Raw genomic sequence first — 19,366 nt, 5'->3', positions numbered from 1 at the left:
TTTTTTGTAGGAACTACATTTTTTCAAACTACTTTCGACGCTAAAATAACTTCCGATCATTAATGAACGCTGGCGAGGACAGAATCCAATCGATCCACAATCTCAACCAGTTCGTCTTCGGTCGTTGTCAGAGAAGGGCGTACTTTAACGACGTTGCCAAAGCCGTACCGTGAACTGCGTAGAATCAAATGTTGATCTTCAAAGGCACGGTCGATGATCGCATTGGTTTTTGGAGTATCTGGCTCATTTTGATCACCCACGATTTCAAGTCCCCACATGAGTCCCACTCCGCGGGCTTCTCCGATGCCAGGATATTTCAGAGCGAGCTCGTGTAGCAGTCCGCCAAGCAAAATACCTTTTCGTTTGACCGTATCCAAAAATCCCGGTTCTGAGACCACTTCCAGTGTGGATTTGGCAGCGGTGACCGAGATGAGATTACTGCCCGAGGTAAAAGAATGCTCATGTTTTTCCAGTACATTTAATCGAGATTGCATCAGAACTGCAGCTACAGGTACACCAATACCGCCAAGGCCTTTGGCAAGTGTAATCATGTCGGGCTGGATATCAAATAATTCGCTAGCAAACATCGTACCCGTACGTCCGACACCCGTTTGGACTTCATCAGCAATGAGAAGCATGTTGTTCTCATCACATAATTGGCGAAGGCGCTTGAAATATCCTAACGGTGGAACGATGTTGCCGCCATTTCCGAGAATAGGCTCAATAATCATACAAGCAACCGAGCCTGAGCTGGCATACTCTATAGCATCAGATATCGCTTCAACACATTGATATCCGCACTCGCTACTTTCACTTTTGAACGGGCAACGATAACAATATGGTGCGGGTACATGAACCGCATTAGGGGCTGACGAATTAGGAAAACGCTTGCGTCTAAAGGCATTACCTGAGATGCCCGTTGCGAATTGGGTCTGTCCATGATGAGAAAGGTACAAGCTGATGATGTCCGTTGATCCTGTATACTTCTGGGCAATTTTAGTTGCGCACTCATTGGCCGTAGACCCGGTAATATCCCGCATCCATCCGGCATCGATATTGTTCGGAGCATACTCAATCAAGTGTTCCAATACTTCATTGACGTAAGGTTCCGTGAAGGAGGAAGACATATGCGTAAGATTGCCGACTTGTTCCTGAATTTTATTGACTACATGTGGATGATTATATCCCAAGGACAGATTAAACGTACCCGAGACGCCATCTAGATATTCCACACCTGCATCGTCAATCAACTTAATCCCTTTTCCGACTGTAAAGCGGTTATTGGTTAAAGTTTGCATTCGGATTCCTCCAATAGTTTAGTGTACTAGCTAGGTGAACAATATGACATTCCGGATGGTTTGGGCATCCCCCCTTTCAAGTGTGGAAGTCTGTAAGCCTTACAAGTTATATTTCTTTGGTTTGATGCGGGTATGCAGAGCTCAACGATTCATTCCGAGTGTTCCACAGGTGGGAGAGGATCAATGTCAGCAATAAAAGCATACAAAATCCCGCTAAAATCATGATGGTGCCGACGATCGGCCATGCACTCATACTCCATCCCGTGAGATACTGTAACGTTGCACCGCCAATACCGCCGGAGGCAATCAATATACTCGTTGTCCTTTCAGTCATGCCAGGAATCAGCACATTCGCATAGACGAGTGCGATGCAGAATAAACCCGACATAAATAATCCTGTTCCAAAGATTAGCCCATATGTTACCCATTGACCGGACACGAATACCATAGATACCGTAAACAGCAATGTACCTATCGTGCTCCAGATCAAGAAAGGCATATAATTGACGGCTTCAGCGATTTTGCCAGAGAACAGGCGTCCTACAATCATGGCAATCCACAGAATGGATACACTTAGGGAGGCGATAGATTCTTTCAGTTCCAAACGTTCTACCAGAATGGAGGGCAGGAAATTCATCAGTCCAAGCTCCAGTCCCATGTAAACAAAGAAAAAGACAACGAAGAGGGAGAGCAACCCCAGATGTTTTTTGGAATAACTGGCTTTGTTTGCCCCCTGTTGTGTCGTGTTTTCTCCAGCCTGTTCGAGGTATTGTGCGGCAGGCCGAGGCATGGTGACCCATGGAACCATGAGGATAAGCGCGCAGGCAGCAACCGTGAAGAACGTCAAGTGCCACTGGCCCAACCAGATGAACAGAGCTGCCGCCGCGGGGATGAGAAGTGCGCCCAGGGCGAAGAATACATCCAGCTTGGACATGGCTACCGCTTTCTGATTTTCTGTGAATTCGATAGTGAAGGCGCCAACGGAAGGTTCGATGATGCCTGAGCCAAACCCCACAATAATGGTCAACAGAAGCAGAACGTTCCACGAAGGCAACCATCCGAGCAGCAAATAAGCTGCAATAATGCAGATTAACGCAAGGGTGAGCATCCATTTTCGACCAATTTTACCCGTCATGGACGGTGACACAAGTACACCGACAAGAAACCCGAGAAACTGCAAAAATAGTAGAAATCCCCCGTCACTGTAACCGCGCTCATAATGAGGTAATAAAACGGGTAGAAGCGCACCAAGTACTACGCTGGTTATGCCAATCAACAGATAGAAGCCGCAACTTAAAACGAATATTCTTTTCAAATGTCTACCTCCTCGAAGTGGATAACATTTTTATAAATTGAAATAAATGTTTATTTTATATTTAACTTATACCATATTTTTGAAATTGTACAAGCTTTTTATTGTAAAATTATGTTAAAGTTTGGCGGGGTCATTCTTTTTTTGGTTCATCCTGTCCGATCACAAGATTTATGTCAAAGATGACTCTGTTGCGTCACTTTTCGTTTCATGAGAAGATGAGGTTCAGCGCTCTTTAAAGTAGACGGAATGATTGATCAAAGGAATGAAAGAACGGCTGAATATACAGATTAAATAATGAGAAGCGGTGAAATATGTTAATCAACAAATACATAAGTGAGACGGGGCACTTCTCCCGCAGGGAAACGACTCGTCGCATTGCAGCCGGAAGAATTACAATCAACGGCAGGGTATGTGTAAAAGGAGATACGGTTGCACCAGGAGACATCGTGCTGATGGATGGGGAGCGCATTCCAGAGCGGAATCCTGAGGCCGTGTATATCGTTCTGAACAAACCCGTTGGCATTACATGCACGGCAGCTGAACATATTGAGGGCAATATCATTCAGTTTGTGAATTATCCTTCACGCATTTTTGCAGTCGGCCGGTTGGATAAAGCGTCAGAGGGGTTGATTTTACTCACCAATAACGGAGATATCGTGAACAAAATGATGCGTTCGGAGCATCATCATGAGAAAGAATATGTCGTCACCGTGGACAAGCCGGTCACTGATGCATTTCTTCAATCCATGTCACAAGGTGTGGAGATTTTGAATGTGGTTACCAAACCATGTGAGGTGTGTAGGCAAGACGAGAACGTTTTTCGAATTATTTTGACACAGGGGCTTAATCTGCAAATCCGCCGAATGTGTAAAGCGCTGGGGTACAGGGTTTTAAAGCTGGAGAGAATTCGGATTATGAACATTACACTGGATGAACGGTTGAAAAGGGGAGAGTGGAGACATCTGGAGAAACAGGAGTTGGAGTTACTTATGTCTCAGCTAGATCATAACGAAGCGGTGGATGAGTAGTGATTAGTTTGCCCCAGCTCTGTCGTATAAGTTACTTATTTGAAAAGGACGCAGAAGACACGACCCCGTTTGTTAGGGATCGTGTTTTTTACATCGTGACGTTATGACGTAACTTCTAAACTAGAAGTGATTTAAGTGTTGCGACGTAATTTTGCCGAAAATACGTTGCGGTTTTTGCCTCTCGCCGTGCTCTCCGAAATGTAAGAGCCACACTTCGCGACTCATGATGCACCTTCTTTCTGGTATGTTTAGGTGATTATAACGTGCACCTGAGGCTGAATTCTTGAACAATATTGCTTATTTTACCGGAGCGGTGAATCGAGAACATCTATTTGAGTTCAGTTTAGGTTTAATTTAAAATAAGAATGAGACTTAATGTAAGATTTTCCTCCAATGGATAAGGAGATGGGATAATATGTTTGAACACTTGGTTATTTTTAAATTTAACGATAAAATCACACCTGCGAAGCAACAGGAGTTTGTAGCTCAGTTGCTTGCGTTACAGGATCAGATTCCTGGAATTGTTGATCTGACGGCTGGCGTGAATGTAACGGAGGAAACTGATCGTATTCAAGGATTTACCCTTGGATTAAGAGTGACATTTGAAGATCAGGAAGCCTTGCGAGCATACGGTCCGCACCCTGCACATCAGGCATTCGTATCCTCTCTGGATGGCTGGATTGAGAACGTGATTGTGACAGATTACCCGATCCCTGCGAAATAAAAGGAGCAACGAATGCTTGGCTTCATTTCGGATGATTGCGTCAAGCGAAAACTGTTTACACTTTGGAATTTCCATGCGATGACATAAATGAGCATGGGTCCACAAATGCTACATGAAGATAAACAAAGGAATTTCTTTGTTAGGAGAAGGAGTGTGACCCATGGAAAAAAACGATTTAAACGCAGGCTGGAATCTGGAACACAGTTATGCAGAACTGCCTGAAACGTTTTATACAAGACAGCAAGCTGTGGCTGTCCAGTCTCCAGACATGATCATTTTTAATCAAACACTGGCGATTAGTCTGGGGTTAAATGCAGATGTGTTGCAAAGCCCCGAAGGTTCAGCTATTTTTGCGGGTAATCACATACCAGACGGAGCGGAGCCCCTTGCACAAGCATATGCAGGTCATCAATTTGGTAACTTTAATATGCTTGGGGATGGACGCGCTTTGCTTCTGGGTGAACAGATTACTCCTCAAGGGAACCGCGTTGATATTCAGTTAAAAGGTTCAGGACGTACGCCATATTCCCGCGGTGGGGATGGACGTGCTGCCGTAGGCCCGATGCTTCGGGAGTACATTATCAGTGAAGCCATGGCAGGTCTTGGAATTCCGACGACACGCAGCCTGGCCGTTGTCTCCACGGGAGAGAACATTTATCGTGAAACAGAGCGTCCGGGGGCTATTCTCACTCGAGTCGCGTCCAGTCATATTCGAGTCGCAACTTTTCAGTATGCAGCCCAATTTGGTTCGGTAGAGGATTTACGTGCACTCGCGGACTACACGATACGTCGCCATTTCCCGCAAGTAGAGGGTAACGAACAGCGTTATCTAAACTTCCTACAGAAAGTGATCCAACTTCAGGCGCAGCTTGTTGCAAAATGGCAACACGTAGGTTTCATTCACGGGGTCATGAATACGGACAATATGGCGATTAGCGGGGAAACGATTGATTATGGTCCCTGTGCCTTTATGGATACGTATAACCCAGCGACAGTGTTCAGCTCAATTGACAGACAAGGCCGATATGCTTATGGCAATCAACCATACATTGCGGGGTGGAATCTGGCTCGTTTTGCTGAGACTTTACTGCCGTTGCTACATGAAGATGAAGAGCAGGCTGTTCAAATCGCTCAGGATGCCATTGCACAATTTTCGGAGCACTATCATCATCACTGGTTAACGGGTATGCGAGCCAAACTCGGTTTGTTTACGGAAGAAGCGGAAGATGAGACCTTGATTAAGGACCTGCTCGATCTGATGGAAAAGCATGCTGCAGATTACACAAATACGTTTGTGACATTGACTCTGAATAAACTGGAAACCTCCACACTTAGTGACAAGTCCGACTTCAAGGAGTGGCATACACGCTGGCAAGACAGATTAGTTAGACAGCCGGAATCCAGCGATGAAGTGATGGAACAGATGAAACGAAACAATCCCGTAGTGATTCCGCGGAACGAGAAGGTAGAAGAAGTACTGGAGCGAGCAGAGCAGGACGGGGACTACAGTTTGATCCAGCCTTTGCTGGATATTCTCCAGCGTCCTTATGCGTATACTCCTGAACAGGAAGTATTTGGTGCAATGCCAGTGTCCTGTGACCCTTCGTATAAGACATTTTGCGGGACTTAACCTCTCTGTGAACCTGAGAGGAAAAGGTGTGGGCTGCCGAGAGGCAGCTTTTTCATTGTTAGCCGTTATAATCGATTATATGAGGTTGATCTCACACCCTAGATGTTAGAGAGAAGGAAGGTGAATCTTGTGTCAAATCTGTTAAGCATGGAGGAGCTAGCTCAGCAACTCCTTGAATTGTTATCACGCACTTCTTACCCGATGGAACAGATGGAAAGTTATGTGAACCGATTGGGAGAGTCGTTCAAATGGGAAGGTGCACCCTATGTCGAAATAGGCGATGGACATTATATTGTTACAATCTATGAACGCGGTGTACCGTCCCTGATTAAAAAGCTGAAGCACGTGGAGGAGGTCCTCTACTGGTTGCTGGAAGATATGATTTTTACAGCCGCCCATGTAAGCCTGCTTAAGAAGTATGGTGTCGATAACGTTAACACCCATCTCGATTATACAAGTGAAGTGTGGCAAGAGATCGAAGACAACGTACGGGCAGCTTTTCGAAGGATCGGTGAACCATATTTAACTTGGCATCAAGAGGGTAAACGCCGGGAACTGGAAACGGTTCAACCCAGGAAGGGGAAATCTTGATATGAGCGAACGGGACATTCAGGATGTGTGGTATGATTACGCATTGACTTTTGTGGAAAAAAAGAACCAGTCTGCGCAAGGATGGACTGCGCTTTCCCAGACGGAACAAGAGATTGCAGCGTTGTGGCTGTTTGAGGCAGATGTCTATAATGGTGGTTTTATACAATTCTTCTGCAACTGGGGAGAAGAGGCTTATAAGTTCGCATGCAAGGCACTTGAAACGATCGGGGCAAACCAGGTTCTGAGTAATGTGAAGCAGCAGTATGCTTGTTTTGAGCATTTGGAAAACGATTCTAGACTAACGGGGTTGTGGGAGATCCCAAAATATCTGGAGACGGAGCAAGAAGAACGTTTGGATGAGCTGGACCAGCAACTCTGGAATAACGAAGATCAGGTTGCGGAGAAGGCTTACGCTCATTACCATGACGAGCTACGGATCAGGTTATAGTTTTGTTGATGGTTTGAATACTTGCGCTTGCAATGTGCAGAACGTTTCGCTATACTGGCTATAATTAAATACATGAATTACGTTGATAGAGCGCAGTAGCGGCTTTGTCCCTGTTACAGAAAGTCAGGGGTTGATGGAACCTGATACATACAAGGGCTGCGAATTACACTCTGGAGTACTTGGGTAATGCCAAGCGGATGGGCAAACGATAACTTGCTGAAAGTGGTATGGATCGCTATTTCTTGAACATATGAATGTTCGGAGAGGTTGTCCATGCAAATTGGGTGGTACCACGGTTATTCTAATCGTCCCTGTGTCTGTGAAGACAAGGCGGCGATTTTTTTGTGTCCAAAATACCACTTGCAATGTTAGTTCCAGATAAGTTGAACTAATTTTACACTTTAACGGAGAGGACAGAAAAAACCTGAAAAAGCGAAGTGTTCGCCTTTATCACCGGATTTTCCCCTTTGGGAATGGGAACCAAAAAAATCTGGGGATAACAGCGATTGGAGGGTTATTCTGTCATCGAAGTGGACGGTGTAAATTCCTTGGTTCAACTTATATAGAACGTAAGTCATGCCTGAATTTTGATGATGAAAAGGGGTTATTACAATGAACATTATTGACGAACTACAGTGGCGCGACGCCATTAATCAACAAACGGATGCGGAAGGGCTACGTGAACTGACGGAGACCAAAGCGATCTCCCTGTACTGCGGTGTAGACCCGACAGGTGACAGTATGCATATCGGACACTTAATTCCGTTTATGATGCTGAAACGTTTCCAATTGGCAGGGCACCGTCCGGTAATTCTTATAGGCGGCGCAACGGGTACGATTGGTGACCCGAGTGGTCGTCAGTCCGAACGTTCTTTGCAGACGTTGGAGCAAGTGCAAGAGAATGTAGACGCGTTAACGGCACAGATGAAAAAGTTGTTTGTTACCGAAGGCGACAATCAGGTTCGCATGGTTAATAACTATGACTGGACACATAAGATTAACGTTATCGAGTTCCTGCGTGACTACGGGAAAAACTTTAACCTGAACACCATGCTGGCAAAAGATGTCGTAGCAAGCCGTCTTGAAGGCGGAATTTCATTCACGGAATTCTCTTACCAGATTCTGCAATCACTAGATTACCTTCACCTGTTCCAAACGGAGGATGTACAACTACAGATTGGTGGATCTGACCAATGGGGTAATATTACGAGCGGTCTGGATCTGATTCGTAAAAAAGAAGGCTCAGAATCGAAAGCTTACGGCTTGACCATCCCACTGATGCTGAAGTCGGACGGTACAAAGTTTGGTAAAACAGCTGGTGGTGCGATCTGGCTTGATCCGAATAAAACGACACCGTTTGAATTCTACCAATTCTGGGCGAATACAGATGATCGGGATGTGATTAAATACTTGAAATATTTCACATTCCTGAGCAAAGAAGAAATCGAAGCCTTGGCTGAGAAAGTGGAGACAGAGCCGCATAAACGTGAAGCACAGAAAGCCTTGGCAGAGGAAATGACCAAGTTCGTTCACGGCGAAGAGATGCTGGAGCAGGCAAAACGTATTACAGCAGCTTTGTTCAGCGGAGATATTCGTTCCCTGACAGCAGATGAGATCGAGCAGGGTTTCAAGGAAATGCCAACATACGAAACAGACGGTGAAGCTAAAAATATTGTAGACTGGCTTGTGGATCTTGGTTTGGAGCCTTCCAAACGCCAAGCTCGTGAGGATGTGACCAAGGGTGCCATCTCTATGAACGGCGAAAAAATAACCGATCTTGAATTTACGGTATCTGCAGAGCACGCGATTGGCGGAAAATTTATCATCATCCGTAAAGGTAAAAAGAACTACAGCCTGGTTAAGCTTCAATCATAGTTATTTGCAAATCAAGCAACCAAAAAGACCGTCTCCCATGCTGTCAGATGACAGAGGGGAGACGGTCTTTTGTATAACAAGCTAGAAGCTAGCCATATTTTAATGTTGATTGACAATCGCAGTGATCTCTTCATCCAGATCCAAGGTAACATCTTCACGATACGCACGAATGTTGTACTCGCTGTGCAAGTAGCGAAGAATCGCTTCGATCATATTGGATTCTACCAGGAACTGACTGCGACCTTGAATCCAGACTTCTGCGGAATAACCTGTATCTTCTTCCCAGCTTAACTCCACATTTACGTCCGTAGGACGCACACCTTTACGCTCTGCCATGTGAATGCAAATGGCATTCACAATCTCATCCATACTTAGAACCATAGAGCTTAGTACCGTCCGTTTCTGTTACGATCATCATCACGATCGTCACGGCGGTCATAACGACCATCCGCAGCAGGCTTACGGCGATTTGTAATGGCTCTGAACAATGCCATAGCCAGCATAACAATCAACATAATTGCTGCTACGTTCACGAGCAATCCAAGAATGTTACCCAGTGCTCCCATACCGCCAAACAGTCCGCCGAACAACATACCGGCCAAACCACCCAGCATCATACCTTTCATGAAGCCGCCGCCACCGCCAAAGAATCCACCACGGTTATTTGCCGCTGCGCCAGTATTGGAATTGTTACGGGAATTGGACTGACTTACGTTATTGTCTGATTTCTTAGGGGTATTCGTGTAACTCTTCGTACCGGATTTGAACCCACCGCCGCCTCGTCTTGCATCAGCACTGTCCGGATTCGTAACACCAACCGTTGCGAACAGTAGTGTGAATGCCATAAAAACCATCATTAGATGTTTAATTCCGAATTTTTTCTTCATTGTATAGATCGTAACCCCCTGAATAAATTTGTTTAACTCCCCAAAATGGGCCTTACTCTAGTAATACGGGTCAACCTGCTGGAACGTTTCAAAATTAATTTAAATTTCTGAAATACTTGGACTCGGGTCTTGAATAGCCGCTTGACCATCGAGAAGCTGGGTGACCCAATGACACCATTCCAACCCCGTCTGGGCATGCATTAACCCTTTTTGCACCAAAATGTAGCTTCCAAAATCCCGGTTGCCTACTCGAAGATTATCCTGTGGTATCCGTGATTTCAAATCCTCGAAATACCGTATGCGCTCCATGAACCAGCTTTTACGCTCGTTCAGAATGCGTCTCATGCTGCCATCTTCGGCAATACCTACACAGAGAATGCGAAGATTAAATTCATCGCGCGTAACGGGCGCCGTAACCGGAGTAATCATCCACTCCAGTAACTTCTGAATGCCTTTTTCCGTAACTGCATACATTTTTTTGTCCGGTTTGTCAGACTGTTGTACCCAGCGGGAGGCGAGTAACTCATCGTTTTCCATCTTGGACAGGAGCGGGTAGATCTGGCTGTGTTTGGCCTGCCAATGCGGCTGAATCTTCAGCATCAGATCATAACCGGAAGACTCCTCGCGGGTAAGCAGCCCGAGCAATCCGTAGGAAAGTATGTTCATGCACATGTCTCCTTAATATTAGGGCTGGGCCAACGAAACAACCCTTGTTTTGTTTCGTTGACCGCTTTCATAAAAGTGTACACTGAAACTGTATGGTTTGACAACCTGACAGGATAACTGCCTTAATTTAGACAAAAAAAAGTACGAACCAAGAAGGTCCGCACTCCAAACCATTTTAGAGAGATGCCTGTTGTCCATACCCGTCAGCGACAAGATCAAGCTCGCCTGTGGCAGAGTCAATCACCATACCGTGAACAGGTACATTGGGAGGAAGTAATGGATGCTTTTTAATCACGTCCACAGTTCCTTTTACCCCTTCTTCAACACTATCAAACCCGCGCAGCCACTTTTGCAGACGAATGCCGGAATTTTCAAGCGTAGACATGACCTCTTCGGAAATTCCACGTTCTGTCATGTGACCAATCATTGTTTCGGCATGCAGGGAAGCCATACCACATTCTGTATGACCTACCACGAGCACCTCATCGGCGCCCAATTCATAGATAGCAACCAATACAGAACGCATAACACTACCAAAAGGTTGGGAGATAATTGCACCTGCATTTTTGATGATTTTTACATCGCCATTTTTCAGGTTCATCGCTTTAGGCAACATCTCTACAAGACGGGTATCCATACAAGTGATGATGACCATCTTTTTGGTTGGAAACTTGCTAGCCGTATACTTCTCGTATTCTTTAGTCTCGACAAATGATTTGTTGTAAGCCAAAATCTCTTGAATGTTGTTCATGTCCATTGCCTCCTGTTATCCAATACGACGAGCACGGCCATTTGCATGAGATGCAGCTTGTCCTACACGCCTTTGATTAATTAGAGCAACGCAGTCAGTAGACCGCGCTATCCCTATTTTAGAAGCATAATGCATTATACTTCTGTCAAAAGTTGATTATACGCAATGCAAAAAGTATCATCAATAGGGTGTACAAATTTTTTTTGAAGAGGTGAACGGTAACCATGGACAAACAAACACAGCAACATTTGCAATCTTTCCTTATTCTGGCCCGTAAAATAAAAAGTTATCACGAAGCCATTGGTTTGCTTCACTGGGATTTACGCACAGGAGCACCGAAAAAAGGCGTTCCAACTCGCTCGGAGACGTTGGGCTTGCTCTCTACTGAGGCATTCAAACTGCAAACCTCCGCTGAGATGAAAGCTTATCTAGATACGTTGACTGAGCCGGATGTGCTGGAGCAACTCGAAGACACCGACCGCCGCCAAGTGGAGGAGTGCAAGAAGGAGTATGATCGCAGTCAGTCGGTTCCACCTGAGAAAGTTCAGGCGTACACCATACTTACTGCCAAATCGGAGACGGCTTGGGAAGATGCCAAACATAACAGTGACTATGCCGGATTCTCTCCATATCTCACCGACATCGTGAAACTTAAACAGGAGTTTATTGACTATTGGGGTGTCAAGGATACAAGGTATGATACACTACTCGACATGTACGAACCCGGATTGACGGTGGAAAAGGTAGATGCTGTATTCGCCCGCCTCAAAGCGCGTCTCGTTCCACTACAAGAGAAAATCAATGCGGCGGAGAATAAGCCTAATACTGATTTTCTGAGTCAAATTTTTGACACCAAACAGCAGGAGAAGTTCAGTCTGTTTATTCTGGAACAGATGGGATATGACTTTGAAGCAGGCCGTCTTGACGAAAGTGTACATCCATTTGCTACAGGTTTGAATCCCGGTGACGTTCGAATAACGACGAACTATTTACAGGATGATGTAACCAGTGCAATCTTTAGTTCTCTGCACGAAGGCGGACACGCACTATATGAGCAAAATATTGATGAAAGTCTCGCCGGTACGCTTCTTGCCGAAGGCACATCGATGGGGATCCACGAGTCCCAGTCCCGTCTTTGGGAAAATATGATTGGACGCAGTTTACCGTTCTGGACGCGTTATTATAAAGATTTACAACAGCATTTCCCGCAGCTGAGCGAAGTGAAGCTGGAAGATTTCTACCGTGCAATAAACCGGGTGGAGAGTTCTCTGATCCGGATTGAAGCAGACGAGCTGACTTACAATCTGCATATCATTATTCGATATGAGATTGAGAAAATGCTTTATAATGAAGGGTTGGAAGTGAAGGATCTGCCAGAAACATGGAATAAAAAATACAAGGAATACCTCGGAATTCTGCCAACCAACGATGGTGAGGGTGTGCTTCAGGATGTACACTGGTCCGGTGGAGATTTCGGTTATTTTGCTTCTTATTCTTTAGGCAATATGTATGCTGCACAGATTATGCATACGTTACGTCGGGAGATGCCGGAGCTGGATCGTCTGATTGAAGAAGGGAATCTGATTCCAATCAAAGAGTGGCTTACAGACAAGATTTATCGCTACGGTAAGAGCCGCACCCCTTCCGAACTCATAGTTGCAGTGACAGGTGAAGAACTGAATCCGGATTATTTGGCAGACTATTTGGAAGCCAAGTATGCTGAGATTTATAAATTATAAAGCGTCTGAATGAAGGTCAGCCAGAAAATTCTGGTTGACCTTTTTTTGTGTGCAAGTTCTTAACCTTTTACTGGGCCTCGGCATATTCATAGTAAAGAGAAACTGCTGAACTCAGAAAAGGAGGGAAATCGAATGAAATATACGCCATGGTTTGTCCGGGGGATTGTAATTTTGTTGATTCTCATTGTAGCGCTGACGAGCTGCAATAAGGAAGAGAATGAAGCCAAGATTACGATTGGTGAAGTGACTCGTTCTGTATTTTATGCACCGGAATATGTAGCCGCGGCTCAAGGTTTTTTTGCAGAAGAAGGGCTTGAAGTCGATATCCAAACAACGGCTGGTGGAGATAAAACGATGGCGGCTTTGCTCGCGGGTTCAGTGGATATCGCACTGGTGGGTGCAGAAACGTCCATCTATGTCTATCAACAGGGGGCGGAAGACCCGGTCATTAACTTTGCTCAGCTCACCCAGACGGACGGAACGTTTTTATTCGCACGAAATGCCCAGGGCAGCTTTGATTGGGAACAATTAAGGCAGAGTGTATTTCTCGGACAGAGAAAAGGCGGTATGCCTCAAATGGCCGGGGAATTTGTCTTAAACAAACATGGAATTAACCCGTCCAGTGATCTGGAACTAATTCAGAATGTGGATTTCGCAAATATTGCTTCTGCCTTTGCTTCAGGCACAGGGGATTATGTTCAACTATTTGAACCACAGGCATCGATCTTTGAACAGGAAGGCCGAGGGAAAGTGGTGGCATCGTTCGGAACGGAAAGCGGGCATCTGCCTTATACGGTTTTTATGGCCAAACAAAGTTATTTGAACGAAAACAAAGAACTTGTACAAAAATTCACGAATGCATTGCACAAGGCTCAACTTTGGGTAGATTCTCATACAGCGGAGGAGATTGCACAAGTGATCACCCCATTTTTCAAAGACATTGATCCTGCCATTCTGACCAGCAGCGTAAGCCGGTATAAGGAACAAGGCACGTATGCCACAGATCCGATCATTGATGGCGATGAGTGGAACAATCTGCTGAATGTCATGAGCGCTGCCGGAGAATTAAAAGAGCGGGTTGAATTGAACACCATTGTTGATCCGTCTTTTGCAGAACAGGCGCTCCAGGGAAGGAAGTGAGGAGCAATGCCTGATTCCGGGAACGTAATTCGACTGGACAATATTTCTCAAGTGTATGTCAGTGAACGCGAAGCATCACTCGTCATCGAGGATTTGAATCTGGAGATCAAACAAGGAGAGTTCGTCAGTCTGGTGGGACCGAGTGGTTGCGGAAAAACAACGTTATTGTCGATCATCGCCGGACTGCTAAAACCGACTCGGGGAAAGGTTGAAGTCGAAGGCAAGCATGTTCAAGGTCCCTCTGCCAATATGGGTTATATGTTGCAACAGGACTATCTGTTCCCCTGGCGGACGATTCTGGATAATGCACTGATCGGGCTTGAGTTGACAGGAAATCTGGACGCACAGAGCAGAGAGCGTACCCGTGAACTTCTCGTTAGTATGGGACTTGGCGGGACAGAAGAGCAGTACCCCTCTGAATTGTCGGGTGGCATGAGGCAACGGGTAGCCCTCGTTCGAACATTGGCCACAGACCCTGCGATACTCTTGCTTGATGAGCCGTTCTCGGCCTTGGATTATCAAACCAAACTACAACTGGAAGATCTTGTATCGGATACGTTAAAACAGTATGGCAAAACTTCCGTGCTGGTCACACACGATTTGTCTGAAGCTATTGCAGTCAGCGACCGGGTCATCGTACTTGACCGCAACCCCGGACGCATTCGGCGTGAATTCGATATTCCTGAACAGATTCGGCTGGCACAGCCTTTCCATGCAAGGGAGCAGGCAGGCTTTAATGAGTTGTTCCAGTCACTCTGGGATGAACTTGTTCAGTCTGGAGGAGGTGAGAAAGATACGTGAGTCAGAAAATTCCAGATCAAGGAAAGCAGGAAGTACGTGAAATTTGGTTGGAAGAACTCCATCGTGACCATCATCGTAAGATGGTTAGATGGCGGCAACATATTTTTGCGGTTCAGCTGTCCATGTTAGTCGCTATGTTTTTACTCTGGGAGCTGGCGGGCAGATTACGGTGGATTGATGTATTGCTCTTCAGTTATCCGAGTAAAATCTTTGCTCAGATTGGCAAGGATGTCGTCAGCGGCGAAATATGGGCACATGTCGGGGTAACCGTAGGTGAAACGGTCGTTGGATTTTTACTGGGGACACTTGTCGGAACGTTGCTTGCTGTTCTGATCTGGTGGTCTCCTTTTTTGTCCAAAGTGCTCGATCCTTATATGGTTGTGTTCAACAGCATGCCTAAGGTCGCGCTCGGTCCGATTTTTATCGTCATGTTCGGGGCAGGATTTACAGCCATTGTGATGACAACCCTCTCTATTACGGTCATCATTACAACGCTCGTTGTGTACAACAGCTTTAATGAAGTGGATCCCAATTATGTGAAGGTTATTCGCACGTTTGGCGGTGAACGTTCCGAAATTTTTGCCAAGGTTGTGTTTCCTGCTTCATTCCCCACAATTGTATCTACCTTAAAAGTCAATGTGGGTATGGCCTGGGTTGGGGTCATCGTCGGTGAGTTTCTGGTCGCCAAACAGGGTCTGGGATATTTAATCATCTACGGATTCCAGGTGTTCAACTTCACACTTGTGTTATCAAGCCTGCTCATTATTGCAGTCGTAGCTACCGCGATGTATCAACTGGTTGTATATGCAGAACGCAAGTTACTATCGTCTGGTCGTAGATCATAGCTCGAAAATGAAAAGTGACTGACAGAGCCATTTTACAAGTATTCATCATATGTATACAATTTCACAAGAGGTGTCACGTTGCCCCCAATTGTAAAATCAAGTAGGATATTTGATGGAAGGAAAACCTTCATGCCGGGCAGAAACACATGGGATGAGTATAGGTCGGTTGCAGGTTTTTACCGCAATTGAAAGGGAAGTATTTCTTCTTCGTGGCATGTTTCTGTGACCGGCATGTTTTTGCATGCCGGTTGATGTCGTCTAGTTTGTAACCGGTTGAGTCATACTAAACAGGCGACAATACGGGCCGCGAACTTTTTTACAGCTTAGAGGAGATGGAATATTAAATGGGGTTTAGAGTTATTAAAACGGCAATCGCAGCACTGATGGCTGTATTGATTGCGGACTGGTGCCGTTTGCCAGGACCAACGTCAGCAGGCTTGCTTGCGATTTTGGGTGTGGACGTTACACGAAAAAGGAGTATTCGAACGATATCGGCACGTTTTTTTGCGTCCGTGGTTGGCCTTTTGTTTGCAAGTGTACTTTTTCACTTTCTCGGCTTCCATTATTGGGTACTGGGCGTATACATACTAACGGCCTTTCCGGTGATTGTTCGGGTGGGCTTTAAGGAAGGCATTGTGACGGGTTCAGTCGTGGTGTTTCGGGTATTTAGCGGTGGAGAGATGGATGTGCATGTCATTCTTGTACAGATTGCGCTGCTCTTGATCGGCCTTGGTTCAGCGATGGTCGTGAACCTGGCGTATATGCCGGCGGCTGATCCACAGATGTTCCGGATACGCAAACGGATTGACGAATTGTTCTCGAAAATTTTCCGAGAGTTCGCCACAACCTTGCGTAACCCCAATGAAGTATGGGCAGGCAAAGAATTAATTGAAGCGGATAAAGCCGTACTCGGCGGAATTGAAGCGGCCAAACGTTCACTGGAGAACCAGGTCATTCATCCGAATGAGGGCTGGAGTGTGTACTTTTATATGCGTAAAACCCAACTGGATTCTATACAGCACATGATGCATCTTGTATCCCAGGTCTATCAGAAAATGCCGCATGCCGAGATGGTGGCGGAGCTGTTCGACCAGCTTAGTCAGGACGTGTTGACCGAATCGTATACGGGACGAACGGAAAAGTTGCTTGCTGACGTGCAGGAAGAATTCAGACAAATGGAATTACCAGATACAAGGGAAGAATTCGAGATGCGTTCCGCTATTCTCCAGCTGTGTCGCGAGCTCTCCATGTATCTGAAAATCGCCAAGAAGGACAAAGCGCCTTCTCCAATCTCGGATCGCTCCCAATCTGTAAACGAATCATAGAAAATAGTTGTCACCCTAGACGGATGTCCTGCATACACTTGTAGTGAATGATTGTATGGAGGAGGTTTAAAGATGTCATTGAGTCATAAACATCAATGTAGAGAGATTATCACGAAGGCGATCTGCGGCAAAGGTCGTAAGTTCTCTACCGTAACACATACCGTGACTCCGCCCAATGGTCCGACCAGTATTTTGGGGGCTTGGATTATCAACCACCAGTATGAAGCCGTATCAGCGGGGGACGGGATTGAAGTTATTGGTACTTACGATATCAACATTTGGTATTCCTACGACAAAAATTCGCAGACAGATGTAGCTAAAGAGACGGTATCGTATGTAGAACATGTGCCTTTGTCCTATCTGGACCCGAAACACCGGACTTCCACAGTAGAGGTATCTGCGGATGCAACGCAGGAGCCTAGCTGTGTGGAAGCCACCGTGTCCGCGGGCGGCGGCAGCGTAATTATCCGGGTTGAGCGGGAATTCGCTGTAGAGCTTGTAGCTGAAACAAAAGTCTGTGTCAAGGTGTGCACGGATGGCTGCGGTGATTACGAAGACAAGGATTATGATTATGGCAGCGCGGATGGAGATTATGATGATCTCGATCCAGACCTGCTGGATGATGAGTTGTAAACCGCCATCCGAAAAGCAAAAGTAAATGTTCATAACCTAAGGTATCATATGCATCATAAGGTGCGGTGAAGAGGGCGTAAGCCCTCTTTCTTTCATAAAGTACAAAAAATGGGTTGTGACGAGCCTGATCATGTGCCTGAAGAGTTTAACGGGAAGGCTTCGCAGCTGCGGGGTCTTTTTTTTGATAAGCAAAAACATGGCGAAAGGAGGAACGGAATGGACGTCATGGAAGAAGCCGAGAAGGGGGTTCAAGCGTATACACGTCTGAGCTCTGGCGAACGGATAACGCGATTAAAGCAGGCAGGCATCGAAGTGCTGTCCGCGAGTGAGCAACGTAAGCGAGAAGCGGGGCTACGTGTACGGTATGACGTGCATATCAGCTGTCTTCAGGCGATTCGAATTATACGCAGAGATACCAGCGGAATGGGAGCGAGACAAGAAGGTGAACTGGATCGTGAAGCGGCATCTTCTGTTTATAAACGGGTAGAGCGCCTTGCGATCAAGACGTTGTATACACTAGGTCTAGATCATGGGGCTGTCCGTTTGGAAGCTTCGGGTAATGGCGGGTGTGCAGTCATTTCGGTTCATCCCGACCCTTGGAAAGGTGTAACAGACCTTTCTCTGCTTTATAGGGAAAGCTGGCAGCAACATCAGACGTTATTAAACCGGGATCGGCAGGAGAAGCGAGTTCCTGTGCTCGGCATGGACCCAGAATTTCTTCTGGTACAGATGCCTGAGTCCAAAATTATACCTGCCTCTCGTTTTCTCGAACGTACGGGGATCGCAGGCTGTGATTCAGTAACGATCGGTGGCAGACGGGTGTACCCCGTTGCCGAGCTTCGTCCTGCCCCAAGTGCAGAACCGCGTGAGTTGTTGTCGCATCTGTTGCGAGCCTTCACGGTTGCTTCACGCAGCATCAGTGACTCCTCTTTGATCTGGCAGGCAGGTGGGATGCCGCAACGAGGATTGCCGCTGGGCGGTCATATTCATTTTAGTGGCTTGCAACTAACCGGGGGGTTACTGCGTGCGCTGGATAATTATTTGGCGCTGCCACTGGCAGTGTTGCAAGATCCGCGAGGGTCAGGAAGAAGACCCAAGTACGGAACGTTAGGTGACTTTCGCCTGAAATCCTATGGTGGATTCGAATACCGGACACTGCCGAGTTTTCTAGTTTCTCCGGTTGTGGCCAAAGGGGTCGTTGCTCTTGCAGGTCTGATTGCGTGTAGCTACGATCAATTAAAACAGCGTCCCCTATTGAAGACGGAGGTTCATTCTGCGTTTTATGAAGGACAGCGGGACGTTATGATGACATATATCCCTTCACTAATGGATGATCTGAAACAGTTGAGCGGATATGCTCGATATGAACGATATGCGGCGCCCCTGATGCGGCAATTCAAACGTGGGCACACCTGGGATGAGAGCCGGGATATCCGTAAACTTTGGAATATTCGGGCAGGCTCATGAAGAAGCGACATTTTTTTGTTATAATGAAATGTAGGACTTTTTAATACGTTAAGATTCGTAAGATATGAAGCAATATAACCTTGAAGGAACAGGTAGATAACCCAAACATAAGGCGGAGGTGCGTTTTTGGTGCCTTACCGCCTTATTGCCTTCCAAGGACACATATCTTTTTGACATCATAGGAACGGATGGTGGATGGATAT

Annotated in this window: 19 protein-coding genes and 1 other annotated feature; of the genes, 13 read left to right on the top strand and 6 right to left on the bottom strand. The window is 46.1% G+C overall.

Annotated elements, in window-relative coordinates; genetic code table 11:
• Window positions 1-59: 59 nt before the first annotated feature.
• Both M3629_RS09920 and M3629_RS09915 read right to left on the bottom strand, forming a co-directional pair.
• A complete protein-coding gene (locus M3629_RS09920) occupies window positions 60-1,298 on the bottom strand; it encodes an aspartate aminotransferase family protein (protein ID WP_251505317.1) in 1,239 nt (412 codons plus the stop codon).
• Window positions 1,299-1,404: 106 nt separating this feature from the next.
• The gene (locus M3629_RS09915; RefSeq protein ID WP_251505315.1) at window positions 1,405-2,613 is read right to left on the bottom strand and encodes an MFS transporter; all 1,209 of its coding nucleotides are present in this window, start codon (window positions 2,611-2,613) and stop codon (window positions 1,405-1,407) included.
• A 311-nt stretch (window positions 2,614-2,924) separates the two neighbouring features.
• On the opposite strand from M3629_RS09915, the gene M3629_RS09910 reads away from it, so the two are divergent.
• The 6 genes from M3629_RS09910 to tyrS all read left to right on the top strand — a co-directional run bounded on the left by M3629_RS09910 (window position 2,925) and on the right by tyrS (window position 8,909).
• On the top strand, window positions 2,925-3,641 hold the full coding sequence (locus tag M3629_RS09910) for a pseudouridine synthase (RefSeq protein ID WP_251505312.1): 717 nt from the start codon (window positions 2,925-2,927) through the stop codon (window positions 3,639-3,641).
• Between the two features lie 415 nt (window positions 3,642-4,056).
• On the top strand, window positions 4,057-4,365 hold the full coding sequence (locus M3629_RS09905; RefSeq protein WP_251505307.1) for a Dabb family protein: 309 nt from the start codon (window positions 4,057-4,059) through the stop codon (window positions 4,363-4,365).
• A 160-nt stretch (window positions 4,366-4,525) separates the two neighbouring features.
• Window positions 4,526-5,995 (top strand): protein adenylyltransferase SelO, encoded by a 1,470-nt coding sequence (locus tag M3629_RS09900; RefSeq protein ID WP_251505304.1) that lies wholly within the window; start codon window positions 4,526-4,528, stop codon window positions 5,993-5,995.
• A gap of 129 nt (window positions 5,996-6,124) precedes the next feature.
• Window positions 6,125-6,586, top strand: a complete 462-nt coding sequence (locus tag M3629_RS09895) for an Imm63 family immunity protein (RefSeq protein WP_251505302.1) — start codon at window positions 6,125-6,127, stop codon at window positions 6,584-6,586.
• Between the two features lies 1 nt (window position 6,587).
• Window positions 6,588-7,034 (top strand): DMP19 family protein, encoded by a 447-nt coding sequence (locus M3629_RS09890; RefSeq protein WP_251505299.1) that lies wholly within the window; start codon window positions 6,588-6,590, stop codon window positions 7,032-7,034.
• Window positions 7,035-7,107: 73 nt separating this feature from the next.
• Window positions 7,108-7,350, top strand: a binding site (T-box leader).
• Window positions 7,351-7,646: 296 nt separating this feature from the next.
• Window positions 7,647-8,909 carry a tyrosine--tRNA ligase gene (gene tyrS / locus M3629_RS09885; protein ID WP_251505296.1) on the top strand — a complete coding sequence of 421 codons (1,263 nt, stop codon included), beginning with the start codon at window positions 7,647-7,649 and terminating at the stop codon, window positions 8,907-8,909.
• A 99-nt stretch (window positions 8,910-9,008) separates the two neighbouring features.
• Here tyrS and M3629_RS09880 read toward each other — a convergent pair whose 3' ends face one another.
• The 4 genes from M3629_RS09880 to M3629_RS09865 all read right to left on the bottom strand — a co-directional run bounded on the left by M3629_RS09880 (window position 9,009) and on the right by M3629_RS09865 (window position 11,213).
• The gene (locus M3629_RS09880) at window positions 9,009-9,290 is read right to left on the bottom strand and encodes a YxcD family protein (RefSeq protein WP_090916857.1); all 282 of its coding nucleotides are present in this window, start codon (window positions 9,288-9,290) and stop codon (window positions 9,009-9,011) included.
• Between the two features lie 5 nt (window positions 9,291-9,295).
• Window positions 9,296-9,796 (bottom strand): hypothetical protein, encoded by a 501-nt coding sequence (locus M3629_RS09875; protein ID WP_090916855.1) that lies wholly within the window; start codon window positions 9,794-9,796, stop codon window positions 9,296-9,298.
• 99 nt (window positions 9,797-9,895) lie between these two features.
• Complete coding sequence (locus M3629_RS09870) at window positions 9,896-10,462, bottom strand: PadR family transcriptional regulator (protein WP_251505293.1); 567 nt, start codon at window positions 10,460-10,462, stop codon at window positions 9,896-9,898.
• 175 nt (window positions 10,463-10,637) lie between these two features.
• A complete protein-coding gene (locus tag M3629_RS09865) occupies window positions 10,638-11,213 on the bottom strand; it encodes a beta-class carbonic anhydrase (protein WP_090916851.1) in 576 nt (191 codons plus the stop codon).
• 224 nt (window positions 11,214-11,437) lie between these two features.
• Between M3629_RS09865 and M3629_RS09860 the strand changes: the two genes are divergently transcribed.
• The 7 genes from M3629_RS09860 to M3629_RS09830 all read left to right on the top strand — a co-directional run bounded on the left by M3629_RS09860 (window position 11,438) and on the right by M3629_RS09830 (window position 19,163).
• A complete protein-coding gene (locus M3629_RS09860) occupies window positions 11,438-12,952 on the top strand; it encodes a carboxypeptidase M32 (protein ID WP_251505291.1) in 1,515 nt (504 codons plus the stop codon).
• Window positions 12,953-13,084: 132 nt separating this feature from the next.
• A complete protein-coding gene (locus tag M3629_RS09855) occupies window positions 13,085-14,092 on the top strand; it encodes an ABC transporter substrate-binding protein (protein WP_251505287.1) in 1,008 nt (335 codons plus the stop codon).
• A gap of 6 nt (window positions 14,093-14,098) precedes the next feature.
• Window positions 14,099-14,893 carry an ABC transporter ATP-binding protein gene (locus tag M3629_RS09850; protein WP_090916844.1) on the top strand — a complete coding sequence of 265 codons (795 nt, stop codon included), beginning with the start codon at window positions 14,099-14,101 and terminating at the stop codon, window positions 14,891-14,893.
• 80 nt (window positions 14,894-14,973) lie between these two features.
• Entirely contained in the window at window positions 14,974-15,738 is a 765-nt protein-coding gene (locus M3629_RS09845; protein ID WP_090917310.1) for an ABC transporter permease, read from the top strand.
• Window positions 15,739-16,082: 344 nt separating this feature from the next.
• Window positions 16,083-17,063 (top strand): aromatic acid exporter family protein, encoded by a 981-nt coding sequence (locus M3629_RS09840; RefSeq protein ID WP_090916842.1) that lies wholly within the window; start codon window positions 16,083-16,085, stop codon window positions 17,061-17,063.
• A gap of 72 nt (window positions 17,064-17,135) precedes the next feature.
• Entirely contained in the window at window positions 17,136-17,696 is a 561-nt protein-coding gene (locus M3629_RS09835) for an outer spore coat protein CotE (protein ID WP_123065763.1), read from the top strand.
• A 216-nt stretch (window positions 17,697-17,912) separates the two neighbouring features.
• Window positions 17,913-19,163: a putative amidoligase domain-containing protein gene (locus tag M3629_RS09830; RefSeq protein WP_251505284.1), complete on the top strand. Its 1,251-nt coding sequence runs from the start codon at window positions 17,913-17,915 to the stop codon at window positions 19,161-19,163.
• Window positions 19,164-19,366 lie beyond the last annotated feature (203 nt).

Source organism: Paenibacillus polysaccharolyticus, from assembly GCF_023714295.1.
Classification (GTDB): Bacteria; Bacillota; Bacilli; order Paenibacillales; family Paenibacillaceae; genus Paenibacillus; species Paenibacillus polysaccharolyticus_A.
Note: the sequence above shows the minus strand (reverse complement) of the source record. Positions and strands in the feature narration are given on the sequence as shown.

What these genes read in the sequence shown, in the direction of transcription:
- M3629_RS09920 (WP_251505317.1), bottom strand. Translation starts at nt 1,298, where the DNA reads ATGCAAACTTTAACCAATAACCGCTTTACAGTCGGAAAAGGGATTAAG.
- M3629_RS09850 (WP_090916844.1), top strand. Translation starts at nt 14,099, where the DNA reads ATGCCTGATTCCGGGAACGTAATTCGACTGGACAATATTTCTCAAGTG.
- M3629_RS09910 (WP_251505312.1), top strand. Translation starts at nt 2,925, where the DNA reads ATGTTAATCAACAAATACATAAGTGAGACGGGGCACTTCTCCCGCAGG.
- M3629_RS09860 (WP_251505291.1), top strand. Translation starts at nt 11,438, where the DNA reads ATGGACAAACAAACACAGCAACATTTGCAATCTTTCCTTATTCTGGCC.
- tyrS (WP_251505296.1), top strand. Translation starts at nt 7,647, where the DNA reads ATGAACATTATTGACGAACTACAGTGGCGCGACGCCATTAATCAACAA.
- M3629_RS09905 (WP_251505307.1), top strand. Translation starts at nt 4,057, where the DNA reads ATGTTTGAACACTTGGTTATTTTTAAATTTAACGATAAAATCACACCT.
- M3629_RS09880 (WP_090916857.1), bottom strand. Translation starts at nt 9,290, where the DNA reads ATGGTTCTAAGTATGGATGAGATTGTGAATGCCATTTGCATTCACATG.
- M3629_RS09835 (WP_123065763.1), top strand. Translation starts at nt 17,136, where the DNA reads ATGTCATTGAGTCATAAACATCAATGTAGAGAGATTATCACGAAGGCG.
- M3629_RS09900 (WP_251505304.1), top strand. Translation starts at nt 4,526, where the DNA reads ATGGAAAAAAACGATTTAAACGCAGGCTGGAATCTGGAACACAGTTAT.
- M3629_RS09875 (WP_090916855.1), bottom strand. Translation starts at nt 9,796, where the DNA reads ATGAAGAAAAAATTCGGAATTAAACATCTAATGATGGTTTTTATGGCA.
- M3629_RS09870 (WP_251505293.1), bottom strand. Translation starts at nt 10,462, where the DNA reads ATGAACATACTTTCCTACGGATTGCTCGGGCTGCTTACCCGCGAGGAG.
- M3629_RS09840 (WP_090916842.1), top strand. Translation starts at nt 16,083, where the DNA reads ATGGGGTTTAGAGTTATTAAAACGGCAATCGCAGCACTGATGGCTGTA.
- M3629_RS09830 (WP_251505284.1), top strand. Translation starts at nt 17,913, where the DNA reads ATGGACGTCATGGAAGAAGCCGAGAAGGGGGTTCAAGCGTATACACGT.
- M3629_RS09855 (WP_251505287.1), top strand. Translation starts at nt 13,085, where the DNA reads ATGAAATATACGCCATGGTTTGTCCGGGGGATTGTAATTTTGTTGATT.
- M3629_RS09845 (WP_090917310.1), top strand. Translation starts at nt 14,974, where the DNA reads ATGGTTAGATGGCGGCAACATATTTTTGCGGTTCAGCTGTCCATGTTA.
- M3629_RS09865 (WP_090916851.1), bottom strand. Translation starts at nt 11,213, where the DNA reads ATGAACAACATTCAAGAGATTTTGGCTTACAACAAATCATTTGTCGAG.
- M3629_RS09890 (WP_251505299.1), top strand. Translation starts at nt 6,588, where the DNA reads ATGAGCGAACGGGACATTCAGGATGTGTGGTATGATTACGCATTGACT.